The organism is Streptomyces sp. NPDC002032 (genome assembly GCF_042890765.1).
In the GTDB taxonomy this organism is placed as follows: Bacteria; Actinomycetota; Actinomycetes; order Streptomycetales; family Streptomycetaceae; genus Streptomyces.
The window spans coordinates 288,241-302,999 of record NZ_JBIASM010000009.1 but is presented as its reverse complement, the minus strand read 5'-3'; the positions used below and the strand labels follow the sequence as shown (position 1 = coordinate 302,999).

General features: G+C 72.2%; 14 protein-coding genes. 12 read left to right on the top strand and 2 right to left on the bottom strand.

Annotated elements, in window-relative coordinates; translation table 11 throughout:
• The 12 genes from pafA to ACFYYT_RS22645 all read left to right on the top strand — a co-directional run bounded on the left by pafA (position 1) and on the right by ACFYYT_RS22645 (position 11,686).
• A complete protein-coding gene (pafA, locus tag ACFYYT_RS22700; RefSeq protein ID WP_351825395.1) occupies positions 1 to 1,362 on the top strand; it encodes a Pup--protein ligase in 1,362 nt (453 codons plus the stop codon).
• A gap of 138 nt (positions 1,363 to 1,500) precedes the next feature.
• A complete protein-coding gene (locus ACFYYT_RS22695; protein ID WP_351825393.1) occupies positions 1,501 to 2,511 on the top strand; it encodes an FKBP-type peptidyl-prolyl cis-trans isomerase in 1,011 nt (336 codons plus the stop codon).
• Between the two features lie 28 nt (positions 2,512 to 2,539).
• Positions 2,540 to 2,932, top strand: a complete 393-nt coding sequence (locus ACFYYT_RS22690; RefSeq protein ID WP_030233627.1) for an FKBP-type peptidyl-prolyl cis-trans isomerase — start codon at positions 2,540 to 2,542, stop codon at positions 2,930 to 2,932.
• Positions 2,933 to 3,055: 123 nt separating this feature from the next.
• On the top strand, positions 3,056 to 4,012 hold the full coding sequence (locus ACFYYT_RS22685; protein WP_351825391.1) for a WYL domain-containing protein: 957 nt from the start codon (positions 3,056 to 3,058) through the stop codon (positions 4,010 to 4,012).
• Between the two features lie 55 nt (positions 4,013 to 4,067).
• Positions 4,068 to 5,036: a WYL domain-containing protein gene (locus tag ACFYYT_RS22680; protein WP_351825389.1), complete on the top strand. Its 969-nt coding sequence runs from the start codon at positions 4,068 to 4,070 to the stop codon at positions 5,034 to 5,036.
• A 16-nt stretch (positions 5,037 to 5,052) separates the two neighbouring features.
• Entirely contained in the window at positions 5,053 to 5,298 is a 246-nt protein-coding gene (locus tag ACFYYT_RS22675; RefSeq protein ID WP_351825387.1) for a hypothetical protein, read from the top strand.
• Positions 5,299 to 5,321: 23 nt separating this feature from the next.
• A complete protein-coding gene (locus ACFYYT_RS22670) occupies positions 5,322 to 5,522 on the top strand; it encodes a hypothetical protein (RefSeq protein WP_351825386.1) in 201 nt (66 codons plus the stop codon).
• Between the two features lie 218 nt (positions 5,523 to 5,740).
• Entirely contained in the window at positions 5,741 to 6,040 is a 300-nt protein-coding gene (gene tatA, locus ACFYYT_RS22665; RefSeq protein ID WP_351825384.1) for a Sec-independent protein translocase subunit TatA, read from the top strand.
• Between the two features lie 55 nt (positions 6,041 to 6,095).
• The gene (gene tatC / locus ACFYYT_RS22660; protein ID WP_351825382.1) at positions 6,096 to 7,058 is read left to right on the top strand and encodes a twin-arginine translocase subunit TatC; all 963 of its coding nucleotides are present in this window, start codon (positions 6,096 to 6,098) and stop codon (positions 7,056 to 7,058) included.
• A 43-nt stretch (positions 7,059 to 7,101) separates the two neighbouring features.
• Complete coding sequence (locus ACFYYT_RS22655) at positions 7,102 to 7,989, top strand: diacylglycerol kinase (RefSeq protein WP_351825380.1); 888 nt, start codon at positions 7,102 to 7,104, stop codon at positions 7,987 to 7,989.
• 46 nt (positions 7,990 to 8,035) lie between these two features.
• A complete protein-coding gene (locus tag ACFYYT_RS22650) occupies positions 8,036 to 10,888 on the top strand; it encodes a DEAD/DEAH box helicase (RefSeq protein ID WP_351825378.1) in 2,853 nt (950 codons plus the stop codon).
• Between the two features lie 90 nt (positions 10,889 to 10,978).
• On the top strand, positions 10,979 to 11,686 hold the full coding sequence (locus ACFYYT_RS22645; protein WP_351825376.1) for a helix-turn-helix domain-containing protein: 708 nt from the start codon (positions 10,979 to 10,981) through the stop codon (positions 11,684 to 11,686).
• Here ACFYYT_RS22645 and ACFYYT_RS22640 read toward each other — a convergent pair.
• Both ACFYYT_RS22640 and ACFYYT_RS22635 read right to left on the bottom strand, forming a co-directional pair.
• Entirely contained in the window at positions 11,619 to 12,599 is a 981-nt protein-coding gene (locus ACFYYT_RS22640; RefSeq protein WP_351825374.1) for a pseudouridine synthase, read from the bottom strand. The genes ACFYYT_RS22645 and ACFYYT_RS22640 overlap by 68 nt on opposite strands.
• Before the next feature lie 91 nt (positions 12,600 to 12,690).
• Positions 12,691 to 14,274, bottom strand: a complete 1,584-nt coding sequence (locus tag ACFYYT_RS22635; RefSeq protein WP_351825372.1) for a serine hydrolase — start codon at positions 14,272 to 14,274, stop codon at positions 12,691 to 12,693.
• Positions 14,275 to 14,759 lie beyond the last annotated feature (485 nt).

Sequence of the window (14,759 nt, the reverse complement as noted above, 5' to 3'; positions counted from 1 at the left end):
ATGGACCGCCGCATTTTCGGGCTGGAGAACGAGTACGGCGTCACGTGCACGTTCAGGGGACAGCGCCGACTGTCTCCTGACGAAGTGGCGCGCTACCTCTTCCGCCGTGTTGTGTCATGGGGCCGCAGCAGCAATGTCTTCCTGCGGAACGGCGCCCGCCTGTACCTCGACGTGGGATCGCATCCGGAATATGCAACTCCCGAATGCGACAACCTGATCGAACTGGTCACCCACGACAAGGCAGGCGAGCGCATTCTCGAAGGCCTGCTCGTCGACGCAGAACGCCGCCTGCACGAGGAGGGAATCGCGGGCGACGTCTACCTCTTCAAGAACAACACCGACTCGGCGGGCAATTCGTACGGTTGTCACGAGAACTACCTCGTGGCCCGGCACGGAGAATTCTCCCGCCTGGCGGACATCCTGATTCCCTTCCTCGTCACGCGCCAGCTGATCTGTGGTGCGGGCAAGGTGCTCCAGACCCCGCGGGGCGCGGTCTACTGCGTCAGCCAGCGGGCGGAGCACATCTGGGAGGGCGTCAGTTCCGCGACCACCCGTTCCCGGCCGATCATCAACACCCGCGACGAGCCGCACGCGGACGCCGAGCGTTACCGGCGCCTGCATGTGATCGTCGGGGACTCGAACATGTCCGAGACGACCATGCTGCTCAAGGTCGGTGCCACCGATCTGGTGCTGCGCATGATCGAGGCGGGGACGGTGATGCGGGACCTGACGCTGGAGAACCCGATCCGGGCGATCCGTGAGGTCAGTCACGACATCACCGGTCAGCGCAAGGTGCGCCTGGCCAGTGGCCGTGAGGCATCCGCCCTGGAGATCCAGCGGGAGTACTACGAGAAGGCGCTGGACTTCGCGGAGCGCCGGGGCATCCGCACCGGGGTGGTCGAGCAGGTCCTGGAGCTGTGGGGCCGGACGCTGGACGCGGTCGAGGCGGAGGACCTGGACCGGATCGGGACCGAGATCGACTGGGTGATGAAGTACCAGCTGATCGAGCGGTACCGGGCCAAGCACAACATGACGATGTCGAACCCGCGGGTGGCTCAGATAGACCTCGCGTACCACGACATCCACCGCCGGCGGGGGCTGTACTACCTGCTGGAGCGCAAGGGGCAGGCGGCGCGCATCTGCAACGACCTGAAGATCTTCGAGGGCAAGTCGGTGCCCCCGCAGACGACCAGGGCGCGGCTGCGCGGTGATTTCATCCGCCGGGCGCAGGAGCAGCGGCGGGACTTCACCGTCGACTGGGTGCACCTGAAGCTCAACGATCAGGCGCAGCGGACCGTGCTGTGCAAGGACCCCTTCCGGTCGGTGGACGACCGGGTGGAGAAGCTCATCGCCGGTATGTGACCGGTATGTGAGACGGGTCGGTGGGGACCCCGTGCGCGGTCGCGCACGGGGTCTTCGCACGCCACCGCCTTGTCGCGGAGGGGTCAGCCCGTAGAGTGGCCGCGAGGACGGACCATTCCAGCGACCCTGAGGACCATTGTGCGACGCCGACTTGCTGCCGCGCTCATCGTGCCGGCTCTGATGCTCACCGCGGCCTGTGGAGGGGGCGACGACTCCGGGAAGAAGAAGGATTCGGCGTCCCCGTCGGCCGACGCCTCGAAGCCCGCGGACGTCCCGAAGCCGGTGGACGCGGCGAACCCGATGCCCACGGTCGCGGGTGAGGCGGGGAAGAAGGCGGAGATCACCGTCCCCAAGGGCGAGCCGAGCGGCAAGTTCGTGGTGCACACCGTCACCGAGGGCAGTGGCCCGGAGGTCAAGAAGGACGACCTCGTCCTGACGAAGTACACGGGCAAGGTCTGGAAGAGCGGCAAGGACCTTCAGGGTTCTTACGACAAGGACGGTCAGCCGCTGGTCGTGCCGGCCGGTTCGCAGGCGATCCTGCCGCTGTTCAGCGAGTCGGTGGTGGGCAAGAAGGTCGGCAGCCGGGTGCTGGTCGTGGCTCCGCCGGCGGCGGCGTTCGGTGCGCAGGGCCAGCCGCAGCTGGGGGTCGGTCCGACCGACAACCTGGTGTTCGTGCTGGACCTGGACTCGGTGATGCCGAAGAAGGCCGAGGGTACGCAGGCGCCGATCCCGTCGGAGCTGCCGCAGGTCAAGGCGGACAAGGACGAGGCCGCGACGATCACGGTCCCGAAGAGCGACCCTCCGAAGGAGCTGGTCGACAAGGTCCTGATCGAGGGCAAGGGCCCGGAGGTCAAGTCCGGCCAGACCGTGTACATGCAGTACAGCGGTGCGGCGTGGGCGCCGAACGAGGGCAAGGACGCCGCGAAGCTGTTCGACACGTCGTGGAAGACCGGTGCGCCGTTCTCGACCGCGATCGGTCAGGGGCAGGTCATCGAGGGCTGGGACAAGGGCCTGGTGGGCAAGAAGGTCGGCAGCCGCGTGCTGCTGGTGATCCCGCCGGAGCAGGCGTACAAGGATCAGGCCAAGGGTGAGGACCTGCCGGCCAACTCGACGCTGGTCTTCGTCGTGGACATCGTCGGAGCAGTGTAAGACTGTTCCGGTTGACCGGTTCGTACGCATGAGGAGCAGTTCCGTGAGCCAGAAGCTCGAGAAGCCCGAGATCGACTTCCCCGAGGGCGAAGCCCCGAAGGACCTCGTCATCGAGGACATCTGGGAGGGTGACGGCGCCGAGGCCAAGGCCGGTGCCATGGTCTCCGTCCACTACGTGGGCGTGGCCTTCTCCACCGGTGAGGAGTTCGACGCTTCGTGGAACCGCGGCTCCGCGCTGCAGTTCCCGCTGGGTGCCGGCCGCGTCATCGCGGGCTGGGACCTGGGCATCGCGGGGATGAAGGTCGGCGGCCGTCGCAAGCTGACGATCCCGGCCCACCTGGCCTACGGTGACCGTGGCGCGGGCGGTGCGATCGCCCCGGGCGAGACGCTGATCTTCGTCTGTGACCTGATGGCCGCCTGATACACCGGCAGTCACTGTGAGGGCCCCCGCCGTGAGGCGGGGGCCCTCGCTTTTGTCCGGGACGGCCGGGGCGGTACGGTCAACGGTCACGGGTGTGTGTCGAGGAGCGGGGGAACGGCGTCGATGGCGATTGCCAAGGCCGAGCGGCTGATGAATCTGGCGCTGTGTCTGCTGGGGACCCGGCGTCCCCTCAGCAAGCGCGAGCTGCGCGGCTCCATCGAGGCGTACCTGGAAGCCGGGAACGACGAGTCCTTCAACCGGATGTTCGAGCGCGACAAGGACGATCTGCGCGAACTCGGTCTGGTGATCGAGACGGTGGAGAACCTGGAGGGGGAGACCGGCTACCTGGCGCGCCGGGACAGCAACCGGCTGCCGCCCGTGTCCCTGGACGCCGAGGAGGCCGCGGCCCTGGGGCTGGCGGCGAAGGTGTGGCAGCAGGCGCGTCTGGCGGGTGCGGCCAGCGGCGCCCTGCAGAAGCTGCGGGCCGGCGGGATGCCGGAGGCCGGTGACCCGTACGAGGGGCAGCACAGTGCCATCGAGCCGCGCATCCCGGTCCACGAGGCGGCGTTCGAGCCGCTGATGCTGGCCTGCCGGGACCGGCGGCCGGTGGTCTTCGAGTACCGCAAGTCCAACGCGGCCCGCCCCGAGCCCCGTCAGGTCGAGCCGTGGGCGCTGGAGTGCTGGCGCGGTCACTGGTACCTGGCCGGCTACGACCGTGACCGCGGGGCGGAGCGGGTGTTCCGGCTGTCCCGGATCACCGGCAAGGTCCGCTCGCGGGCCGGGAAGTACACCGCCGAGGTGCCCGACGTGGTGACCGTACGGGAGACGGTGGCCAGCTGGGCCGGCGAGGGCGCCGAGCGTTCCGCGCTGATCCGGCTGCGGGCCGGCGCCGGATATCCGCTGCGGGCCAAGGCGACCTCGGTGCGGGAGGGCTCCGACGGGTGGGACGAGCTGGAGATCCCGTACGGGCACGGGCTGGACGCCTGGCTCGTGGAGTTCGGCCCGGACGTGGTCGTGGTGGAGCCCGCCGATCTGCGGGCCGACGTGGTGGACCGGCTGCGCGCCGTCGCGCGGGGCTGAAGCTGCCGCGCACCGCACCATCCGTAGCAACGCCCTGAGGGGGAGACGTACCAGCATGGCTGCCAACGCCATCGACCAGACCCGCCGGATGCTGTCCCTGGTGACCTATCTGCGCGAGCGCCCGGGTGCGCACGTCGCCGACGTGGCCCGGGCCTTCGGGATCACCGAGGACGAGCTGATCTCGGACCTCGACGTGCTGCCCATGTGCGGGACCAGCTTCCGCGGCGGGGACCTGCTCGACATCGACACCGACGGGGAGCGCATCTGGTGGCGCAACCCCGACGCCTCGGGGGAGTCCACCGCCGAGCCGCTGCGGCTGGCCGCCGACGAGGCGACCGCCCTGCTGGTCGCCGCCCGTGCGGTGGCCACGCTGCCCGGGCTGCGCGAGAGCGACCGGGACGCGCTGCTGCGGGCCACCGCCAAGCTGGAAGCGGCGGCCGGCGAGGTGGCCGGGGCCAGCTCCCGGCTGTCGGTGACCTTCGAGTCCGAGGGCGGGGTCTTCGCCGATGTGGACCGGGCCATCGCCGAGCGGCGGCGGCTGTGGCTGCGCTACTACTCGCCCGCCCGGGACGAGCTGACGGAGCGCACCGTCGACCCGATCCGGCTCTTCGCGGTCGGGCACACGTACATGGAGGGGTGGTGTCACCTCTCGGAGGCCCGGCGCACCTTCCGTCTCGACCGGGTCGCCGAGATCCGGCTGCTGGACGAGCGGTCCGAGCCGCCCGCGATCGAGCCGCGTGACCTGTCCGAGGGGCTGGTCCAGCCGGCCGCCGAGGACCCGGAGGTCGTGGTCGAGGTCGGGCCCGGCGGGCGCTGGGTCGCCGAGTACTACCCGCACGACAGCGCCGAGGAGCGTGCCGACGGGGGCCTGCGGATCACGCTGCGCAGCCCCGACCCGGCCTCGTTGCGCCGGCTGGCGCTGCGCCTGGGCCGGGACGGGCGGATCGTGTCCCCTCCGGAGCTGGCGGAGAGCGCGCGGAAGGCCGCGGCAGAGGCACTCGCGGGGTACGGGGACCGGGTCTAGCGGGAGCGGGGAAGCGATGTCACCGTCATCGGGATCCTCCTGCGGTCCGCAGCCGGTCACCTTCAAGGCGGCCTGCCCCGAGTGCCGGGCCCGTTTCGAGCTCGCGGCGGAGGCGCTGCGCCTGGTGATCGGCGGCAGCCGGCGGAGCACCTTCTACTCGTTCACCTGCCCGCGGTGCGCCGCGGCGGTCCGCAAGCCGGCGGGCGAGCGGATCGTGGAGCTGCTGACCGGCGGCGGGGTGAGCACCCTGCGCAGCCTGTGAGCCGGGGGCGCTAGGCTCGTCCCATGCTGTGGCCGATGCTCGCAATCGCCCTGGGTTTCCTCGGGCTCGCCGTCCTCGCCGTCCTGGGCCTGCGGGTCTTCCTGGAGGTGCGGCGGCTGTCCGGGCAGGTCGCCCTGGCCAGCCGCCGGATCACGGAGGCTTCGGGGGATCTGGAACGGGCCGCGGCCGACCTGGCGCGGGCGGGGCACGGGGTGCGTCCGTAGGGGCGGCGGGGCCGGTCCGGGCCGGCCGGCGCGCCGTGCTTATGGAAACTGTGGAGCCGGACCCGTACCGTCGGTGCGGTAAGCAAGCGTGGAGACCCCAGGGGATTGCCGGGCGTTCACCCTCGGGGGTTACGATCCTTGTCAGAGCGGTACCGGGATCTTCGTCCGGCATCGCCAGGCCACCCCAACCAGCCGCTCCGGTGAGAAGGAAGACACACATGATCGGCAATCTGAAGCCCCTTGAGATCCTTCTGATCATCGCTGTCATCGTGCTGCTGTTCGGCGCCAAGAAGCTGCCCGAGATGGCCCGCTCCCTGGGCAAGTCGGCCCGGATCCTCAAGAGCGAGGCCAAGGCGATGAAGAAGGACGGTGAGGCGGAGGACGCCGCCACCGCCGCTCCGGTCGCCGACCAGGCCGGCGCCGCCCAGCCCGTCGCCCCGCGCACCATCCAGGCCGCTCCCGGTGACGTCACCAGCGCCCGCCCGGTGAGCGAGCCGAACCGCACCACCCAGGCCTGACCCCCGGCGGTTCGCCCGTCGCGCGAGTCATCTGCAACGAGACAAGGGACGTGGGTTGCTCAAGTCTGCCCGCAAGCAGGGGAAAGAAGACCGGGCCAAGGACGCCGAAGGGCGCATGCCCCTGGTCGAGCACCTGCGTGAGCTGAGAAACCGCCTGCTGAAGTCGGTGCTGGCGATCGTCGTGGTCACCATCGTCGCGGCCTACTTCTACCGGCCGATCATCGACTTCCTGCTGGAGCCGATGCTCTCGTCCGTCGGGTGCACCAACGGGGCCACGCACCAGAGCAACGGTGCCCCGTGCGCCGAGATGACGACGAACGGCCTGACCGCGCCCTTCTCCATCGCGCTCAAGGTCGGACTGTCGGCGGGCATCGTGCTCTCCGCGCCGGTCTGGCTCTACCAGCTGTGGGCCTTCGCCGCCCCCGGCCTGCACCGCAACGAGAAGAAGTACGCGCTGAGCTTCGTCGCGGTCGGCGCCCCGCTCTTCCTCGCCGGCGCCGTGCTCGCGTACAAGATCCTGCCGCAGACGGCGGAGATCCTCCTCGGCTTCACCCCCGACCACGTCAAGAACCTGCTGCCGGTCGACGACTACCTCGACCTGGTGACGCGCATGGTCGTGGTCTTCGGCCTCGCGTTCGAGCTGCCGCTGATGCTGGTGCTGCTGAACTTCACCGGTGTCCTGAGCGCCAAGCGGCTGGGGAGCTGGTGGCGGGCGATGGTCCTCGGCATCACGATCTTCGCGGCGTTCGCGACGCCCACCGGTGACCCGCTCACCATGCTGACGCTGGCGTCCCCGATCGTGGCCCTGTACTTCCTCGCCCTCGGGGTCTGCTATCTCAACGACCGGCGCCGCAGCCGTGCCAACCCCGACGCCGGGCTGGACGACGACGAGGCCTCCGATCTGGACCTCACGCCGGAGCCCGTCGGCGCGGTGCAGGAGCCCCCGGCGCCCTCGGCCCTGCCCGGGCAGGCGGACGGCGGACGCAGGCAGATCAACGGTTACGACGACGCCACCTGACAGGTACGCCCCCAGCTGCCGCCGGGCGGTGCCCCCAGGGCGGGTGAGCTCTGAGATCACCCTCTTCGTCAATCCCGTCGCGGGACGCGGCCGGGGCGCGCACGCCGCGCGGCCGGCCGCTTCCGCGCTCCGGGACGCCGGTTTCTCCGTGCGGACCGTGGTCGGCGCGGATGCCGCCGACGCGCTGGCGCGGCTGCGCACCGCCGTCCGGGAGGGCACCGGCGCGGTGATCGCCGTCGGCGGGGACGGGATGGTCTCCCTCGCCCTCGAAGCCCTCGCCGGGACCCTGGTGCCCCTGGGCGTCGTCGCGGCGGGCACCGGCAACGACTTCGCCCGCTCGATGGGACTGCCCGTACGGGATCCCGCGCGGGCGGGCCGGCTGGCGGCGGCGGCGCTCAAGGAGGGCCGCGTCCGGGAGATCGACCTCGGCCGGGCCGGCGGCACCTGGTACGGGACCGTGCTGTGCTCCGGCTTCGACTCGCGGGTCAACGACCGGGGCAACCGGATGCGGCTGCCGCTGGGCCGCTTCAAGTACGACCTGGCGATGCTGGCGGAGCTGGCCGCCTTCGAGCCCTTCGCGTACCGGATCACGCTGGACGACGGCCCCGTCATCGAGACGCGGGCCACCTTGGTGGCCGTCGGGAACGGGTCCTCGTACGGGGGCGGCATGCGCATCTGCGCGGGGGCCGTCCCCGACGACGGGCTCTTCGACGTGACCGTCGTGGGCGAGTGCGGCCGCGCCACCCTGCTGAAGGTGTTCCCGCAGGTCTACCAGGGGACCCACCTGAGCCACCCGGCCGTCACCGTCCACCGGGCCCGGAAGGTCACCCTGGAGGCCCCCGGGCTCACCGCCTACGCCGACGGGGAGCGGCTGGGCCCGCTGCCGCTGACGGCCGAGTGCGTGCCCGGTGCCCTGCGGCTGCTCGGTTAAATGATCGCGACTGTTGTCAGGGGTGGCGGGTAGGCTCGAAGACAAGATGACCGAAGAACTCTCACCCGCGGAGCGGTACGCCGCTGCCCGGATCCGCGCCGCCGAAGAAGCCACCGCCCTGGCCCCCTTCCGCGAGATGTACGAATTCGATCTTGACCCGTACCAGATCGAGGCATGCAAGGCACTGGAGGCCGGAAAGGGCGTCCTGGTGGCCGCCCCGACCGGCTCGGGCAAGACCATCGTGGGCGAGTTCGCCGTGCACCTCGCCCTCCAGCAGGGGCGCAAGTGCTTCTACACGACGCCCATCAAGGCCCTGTCGAACCAGAAGTACGCCGACCTCGTCAAGCGCTACGGCGCCGACAAGGTGGGTCTGCTCACCGGTGACAACAGCGTCAACTCCGACGCGCCGGTGGTCGTGATGACCACCGAGGTGCTCCGCAACATGCTGTACGCGGGCTCTCAGGCGCTCCGGGGGCTGGGCCACGTCGTGATGGACGAGGTCCACTACCTCTCCGACCGATTCCGCGGCGCCGTCTGGGAGGAAGTGATCATCCACCTCCCCGCTTCGGTGACCCTGGTCTCGCTCTCGGCGACGGTCTCCAACGCGGAGGAGTTCGGCGACTGGCTCGACACCGTGCGCGGCGACACCGAGGTGATCGTCTCCGAGGAGCGGCCCGTCCCGCTGTGGCAGCACGTCATGGCCGGCCGCCGGGTCTACGACCTCTTCGAGGAGGAGTCCGACCACGGCGGCCGCGGCTCCGGGCGCCGCGAGGTCAACCCCGACCTGCTGCGCATGGCCCGCGAGGAGAACAGCCGCACCTACAGCCCCAAGGACCGGCGGCGCGGCAAGATGGTCCGCGAGGCCGACCGCGAACGCGAGCGCCGCTCGCGCAGCCGGATCTGGACCCCCGCCCGCCCCGAGGTCATCGCGCGGCTGGACAGCGACGACCTGCTCCCCGCGATCAACTTCATTTTCAGCCGGGCCGGCTGCGAGGCCGCCGTCCAGCAGTGCCTGTACGCGGGCCTGCGGCTCAACGACGACACCGCGCGCCTGAAGGTCCGTGAGATCGTCGAGGAGCGGACCGCCTCCATCCCCACCGAGGACCTGCACGTCCTCGGCTACTACGAATGGCTCGAAGGCCTGGAGCGGGGCATCGCCGCGCACCACGCGGGCATGCTGCCCACCTTCAAGGAGGTCGTGGAGGAGCTCTTCGTACGCGGCCTGGTCAAGGCGGTCTTCGCCACCGAGACCCTGGCCCTGGGCATCAACATGCCCGCGCGCACGGTCATCCTGGAGAAGCTCGTCAAGTGGAACGGCGAGCAGCACGCCGACATCACCCCCGGTGAGTACACGCAGCTCACCGGCCGGGCCGGCCGGCGCGGCATCGACGTCGAGGGCCACGCGGTGGTGCTCTGGCAGCGAGGCATGGACCCCGTCGCACTCGCCGGGCTCGCGGGCACCCGTACGTACCCGCTGCGTTCCAGCTTCAAGCCCTCGTACAACATGGCCGTCAACCTGGTCCAGCAGTTCGGGCGGCACCGCTCCCGCGAACTGCTGGAGACCTCCTTCGCGCAGTTCCAGGCGGACCGCTCCGTCGTCGGGATCTCCCGGCAGGTGCAGCGCAACGAGGAGGGCCTGGACGGCTACCGCGAGGGCATGACCTGCCACCTCGGCGACTTCGAGGAGTACGCGCGGCTGCGCCGCGACCTCAAGGACCGCGAGACCGACCTGGCCAAGCAGGGCGCGGCGCAGCGCCGGGTGCAGGCCGCCGGTTCGCTGGAGAAGCTCAAGCCGGGCGACATCATCCACGTCCCGACGGGCAAGTTCGCCGGGCTCGCGCTGGTCCTGGACCCGGGCGTGCCGGCCGGGCGGGTCAACGGGCACCGGGGGCACGAGTACGCGGAGGGCCCGCGTCCGCTGGTGCTGACGGTGGAGCGGCAGGTCAAGCGGCTCGCCGCGATCGACTTCCCCGTCCCGGTCGAGGCCATCGACCGGATGCGGATCCCGAAGACCTTCAACCCGCGCTCCCCGCAGTCCCGCAGGGACCTGGCGACCGCGCTGCGCACCAAGGCCGGGCACCACGTGCCCGAGCGGCACCGGCCCGGGCGGGCCGCGGCCGCCGACGACCGGGAGATCGCCCGGCTGCGCGCCGCGCTGCGGGCGCACCCGTGCCACGGCTGCGACGAGCGCGAGGACCACGCCCGCTGGGCGGAGCGCTACCACCGCCTCCAGCGCGACACGCAGCAGCTGGAGCGGCGCATCGAGGGCCGGACGAACACCATCGCCCGCACCTTCGACCGGATCCACGCACTGCTCACCGAGCTGGACTACCTGCGCGAGGACGAGGTCACCGTGCACGGCAGGAGGCTCGCCCGGCTCTACGGCGAGCTCGACCTGCTGGCGTCGGAGTGCCTGCGCGAGGGGGTGTGGGAGGGGCTGAGCCCGGCCGAACTGGCCGCCTGCGTCTCGGCGCTGGTCTTCGAGGCGCGCCAGTCCGACGACGCCACGCCGCCGAAGGTGCCGCACGGTCCGGCCAAGGCGGCCCTCGGCGAGATGGTGCGGATCTGGGGCCGGCTCGACGCGCTGGAGGAGGAGCACCGCATCAACCAGGCGGAGGGCGTGGGCCAGCGGGAGCCGGACCTCGGCTTCGCGTGGGCGGCGTACCAGTGGGCCTCCGACAAGAGCCTGGACGAGGTGCTGCGCGAGGCGGAGATGCCGGCCGGTGACTTCGTGCGCTGGTGCAAGCAGGTCATCGACGTGCTCGGGCAGATCGCGGCGGCCGCTCCGGCCTCCTCGGCGCCGCCCTCTTCGGGCAGTGGCAGCACGGTGGCGCGAAATGCCCGCAAGGCCGTGGACGCCCTGCTTCGGGGTGTAGTGGCTTACAGTTCGGTCGGCTAGGCGCTTTTGGGGCTTCCTCTAAGGGTCGGGCTGGCCGGATCTCATCTCTTGCCATGATCGTTTCGTCGTGCGCTGTGCGACGATCGGCGCATGAGCGGTGGAACGGACGAAGGACCGAGACGGGTCGGTCGGCCGCGCGCCGACCGGCTGAGACCGGACAGCGGGCGGCCGCCGCGCGAGGAGATCCTCTGCGCGGCGGCCGAACTCTTCACGGTCCGGGGATACGCGGCCACCACCACGCGGGCGGTGGCCGAACGGGCCGGACTGCGCCAGGCCACGATGTACCACTACTTCCGCGGCAAGGAGGAACTCCTCGCCGAACTCCTGGAGTCCACGGTCGGGCCCTCCCTGGCCCTGTCCCGCAGGCTGCTGGCCGACACCGGACGGCCCGCCGCCCGCCGGCTGTGGGAGCTGTGCCGCTCGGACGTGCTCCTGCTGTGCGGGGGCCCCTACGACCTGGGCGCCCTGTACCTGCTGCCCGAACTGGGCGGCCCGCGCTTCGCGCCGTTCCGCCGGATGCGCGAGGAACTGCGCGACGCCTACCGGTCGTTGCTGCGCGCCACCCCGGCGGGCGCCGAACTCGCCGGGGACCGGGCCGGGCTGACGCTCCGCAACGACCTGGTCTTCGGCCTGATCGAGGGCGTCATGCTGATCCACCGCTCCGATCCGGGCCGGCCGGTGGCCGCCTTCGCGGAGGCGGCCGCCGATGCCGCGCTGCGGATCGCCGGGATCAGCGGGACCGCGGCTGCGCCGGGCCCCGCTCCCAGCCTTCCGGGTCGTCCCACGCCCGCAGGGTGAGGCCCGTCTCCAGGTCGTGGGCGATGCCGGTGACCGGGTCGGTGAAGGACAGGGAGCGGGCCAGCAACTGGAGCGGACGCCGGTAGTCCGCCGGGTCGGCCGCATCGGCCACCACCGGATACACCGGATCGCCGAGGATGGGCAGGCCCAGCCCGTTCATGTGGACCCGCAGCTGGTGGGTGCGGCCGGTGTGGGGGGTCAGCCGGTAGCGGCCCAGCGCGCCCCGGACCGCGATGAGCTCGACCAGGCTCTCGGCGTTGGGCTCCGCGTCCGGGTCCTCGACCGCCGCCATCACCCCGCGCACCTTGTCGATGTGGCTGCGGACCAGGCGGGGCAGCTCCACCGCCGGGTCGTGCCGCGCGAGCGCCTCGTACACCTTGCGGACCCGGCGCTCCTGGAACAGCAGCTGGTAGGCGCCGCGGTCCTGGGGGCGGATGCTGAACATCACCAGTCCGGCCGTCATCCGGTCCAGCCGGTGCGCCGGGCTGAGCGCGGGCAGGTCCAGCTCCTCGCGCAGCCGGGCCAGGGCGGTCTGCGTGACGTGGCTGCCGCGCGGGGTGGTGGCCAGGAAGTGCGGCTTGTCCACCACCAGCAGGTGCTCGTCCCGGTACACGACGCCGATCGGGAAGGGCACGCGGGGCTCGGGCGGCATGTCCCGGTGGAACCAGAGCCAGCCGCCCGGCTCGTACGCATCCCGCGGGCCCAGCACCCGGCCGCCCGGGCCGAGCACCCGGCCGCCGGCGAGCAGCCGCGCCATGGACTCGGCGCCGCGCGTGCCGGCGTACCGCTCGGTCAGGTAGTCGCCGAGGCACTGCCACCTGCCGTCCGGGTCCGGGGGCAGGCGCATGCGGACCGGGTCGATTCCGGCGATCTGGGGGAGGGGCGCGGGCGGGACGTGCGATCTGCGGGTCACCGGGACCAGGGTAGGGGGACGGGGAGGGCCCGTGGCGGGGCGGCGGGGGCGTGGCGGATGGCGGGGGTGCGGGGTGGCGGGGCGGGCCGGGCTAGCGGCGGGTGAAGGTGCCCATGTGGTTCTCGTCCAGGTACGCGATGCGGACCTTTCCGTCGGCGAAGGTCACCCCGGTGCGCCCGACGGCGTTCTCGCCGGTGGTCACGAAGCTGAACGTGTCGCCGTCGTAGTGGGTGAGGGGGAAGCGCTGATGCGCGGGGCCCAGGGAGAGGACGAGGCCCTTGCCGCCGGGGGCGGCCGCGACGGTGAGGGGGCCGTAGTACGGGTTCGCGTACGTGCCGGTGTACGCGCTGTTCGCGCGGGCGGGCTTCGCACCGGCGGGCGGGTGCGCGTAGTCGGTCCCGGAGCGGCCGGCGTCGTCGGCCTTCGCGTAGAGCGAGGCGGTCAGGGCCAGCCAGTCGGTGGTGGGCGCGCCGTGCTCGGCCGTGTCGAAGAAGTCCAGGGCCACGGCGTCGGCGAGGCCCGCGGGGGCGCCGTTGGTCAGGACGACGATGCCGAGCTGCTCCAGGGGGAGCAGGGTGACGTTGGAGTTGGCGCCGAGCGCGAAGGCCCCGGTGTGGCTCAGGCGGAGCCGGCCGGCGTCGTCGTAGGAGATGTTCCAGCCGAGCCCGTAGAACTGCGGGGTCCCGGAGGGGGTCCGGGTCTGGGCGACGATCTCGGGCACGCGGGTGCGGTCGAGGCCCTCGGCGGGGATGATCCGGCGTCCGTCGAGCATGCCGTCGGCGAGCTGGAGACGCAGCCAGCGGGACATGTCGCGGGCCGTGGAGCTGACGCCGCCGGCCGGGGCCTGGGCATCGGCGTCGCGCACGTAGCGGGCGCTCCAGGTGCCGTCGGGGTTGCGGACGTGGCCGTACGCGCGGTCGGGCGCATGGGCGTAGGCGGCGAACTCGGTGCTGGTGCGGGTCATCCCGGCGGGCCTGAAGAGGGTGTCCGCGCTCAGCTTCTGCCAGCTGACGCCGTGTGCGCGGGCGATGGCCTCGGCGGCGGCGGTGAGGCCGAAGTTGGTGTACGCGTAGCTCGCGCGGAAGGGGGTGAGGGGTTCGAGGCGGAGGTGGTCGAGGATGTACGGCTGCTGGTAGCCGAGGTCTTCGAGGAGGTCCCCGGCGTGATCGGGGAGGCCGCTGCGGTGCGAGAACAGGTCGGCGGCGGTGACGTGGGCCGTGACCCAGGGGTCCTTCAGGGCGAAGCCCGGCAGCCGGCCGGCGAGGGGTTCGTCCCAGGCGCCGGGGGAGGCGAGGGCGCCGGCGATGACGGTGGAGGACACCGGCTTGGAGACGGAGGCCAGCTGGAAGACGGTGTCGGGGCCGACCTTGGCGGCTTCGCCGGTCCGGCGGAGTCCGAAGCCCTTGAGGTACACCACCTTGTCGTGGTGGACCACCGCCACGGAGAGGCCGGGCACGCCGGTGCGGCGCATGCCGTCGGCGATGGTGGCGTCGAGCCGGGCCACGGCGCCGGTGACCGCGGGGTCGGTGAGGCGGGGTTTCGGCGGCGGGGGCGGCGTGACGTCCGCGGGGGCGGGGGCGGGGGGTGCGGCCGTGCCCGTTGCCGTGGCCGCCGTCGGCACCGCTGCCGAGGCGAGCAGGACCATGGTTCCGAGGAGCGCTGCCGCCGTACGCATGCGGTCATTGTCCCGCCACCCGCCCGGCCCCGCCCGGCGAGCCGTGGGGCCGCCCCGGAGCTCCGCACCTCAAGCGCCGGCGGGGCAGGTGGGGGCGGCCCGGGTGGGCGGGGGCCTTGCCCGGGCTCCGCCCCGCGAGCGGGGGGCGTTGCCCGTGGTCCCCGCGCCCCGGGTGCCGGCGGGGCTGGTGGGGGCCGGGCTCGGGTGGGAGGGGGCTTGGCCTGGGCTCCGCCCGCGAGCGCGGGGCTTCGCCTGGGCTCTGCCCCGTAAGCGCGGGGCTTCGCCTGGGCTCTGCCCCGTAAGCGCGGGGCTTCGCCTGGGCTCCGCCCCGTAAGCGCGGGGCTTCGTCCGTGGTTCCCCGCGCAACAGGTGCCGGCGGGGCTGGTGGGGGCCGGGCCCGGGTGGGCGGGGGGCTTCGCCTGGGCTCCGCCCGCAAGCGCGGGGCTTCGCCTGGGCTCCGCCCGTAAGCGCGGGGCTTCGCCTGG

Excerpts from the sequence above, each read along its gene's own strand:
- ACFYYT_RS22675 (WP_351825387.1), top strand. The coding sequence starts at position 5,053 with ATGTCACCGTCATCGGGATCCTCCTGCGGTCCGCAGCCGGTCACCTTC.
- tatA (WP_351825384.1), top strand. The coding sequence starts at position 5,741 with ATGATCGGCAATCTGAAGCCCCTTGAGATCCTTCTGATCATCGCTGTC.
- ACFYYT_RS22690 (WP_030233627.1), top strand. The coding sequence starts at position 2,540 with ATGAGGAGCAGTTCCGTGAGCCAGAAGCTCGAGAAGCCCGAGATCGAC.
- ACFYYT_RS22685 (WP_351825391.1), top strand. The coding sequence starts at position 3,056 with ATGGCGATTGCCAAGGCCGAGCGGCTGATGAATCTGGCGCTGTGTCTG.
- ACFYYT_RS22680 (WP_351825389.1), top strand. The coding sequence starts at position 4,068 with ATGGCTGCCAACGCCATCGACCAGACCCGCCGGATGCTGTCCCTGGTG.
- pafA (WP_351825395.1), top strand. The coding sequence starts at position 1 with ATGGACCGCCGCATTTTCGGGCTGGAGAACGAGTACGGCGTCACGTGC.
- ACFYYT_RS22650 (WP_351825378.1), top strand. The coding sequence starts at position 8,036 with ATGACCGAAGAACTCTCACCCGCGGAGCGGTACGCCGCTGCCCGGATC.
- ACFYYT_RS22635 (WP_351825372.1), bottom strand. The coding sequence starts at position 14,274 with ATGCGTACGGCGGCAGCGCTCCTCGGAACCATGGTCCTGCTCGCCTCG.
- ACFYYT_RS22645 (WP_351825376.1), top strand. The coding sequence starts at position 10,979 with ATGAGCGGTGGAACGGACGAAGGACCGAGACGGGTCGGTCGGCCGCGC.
- ACFYYT_RS22670 (WP_351825386.1), top strand. The coding sequence starts at position 5,322 with ATGCTGTGGCCGATGCTCGCAATCGCCCTGGGTTTCCTCGGGCTCGCC.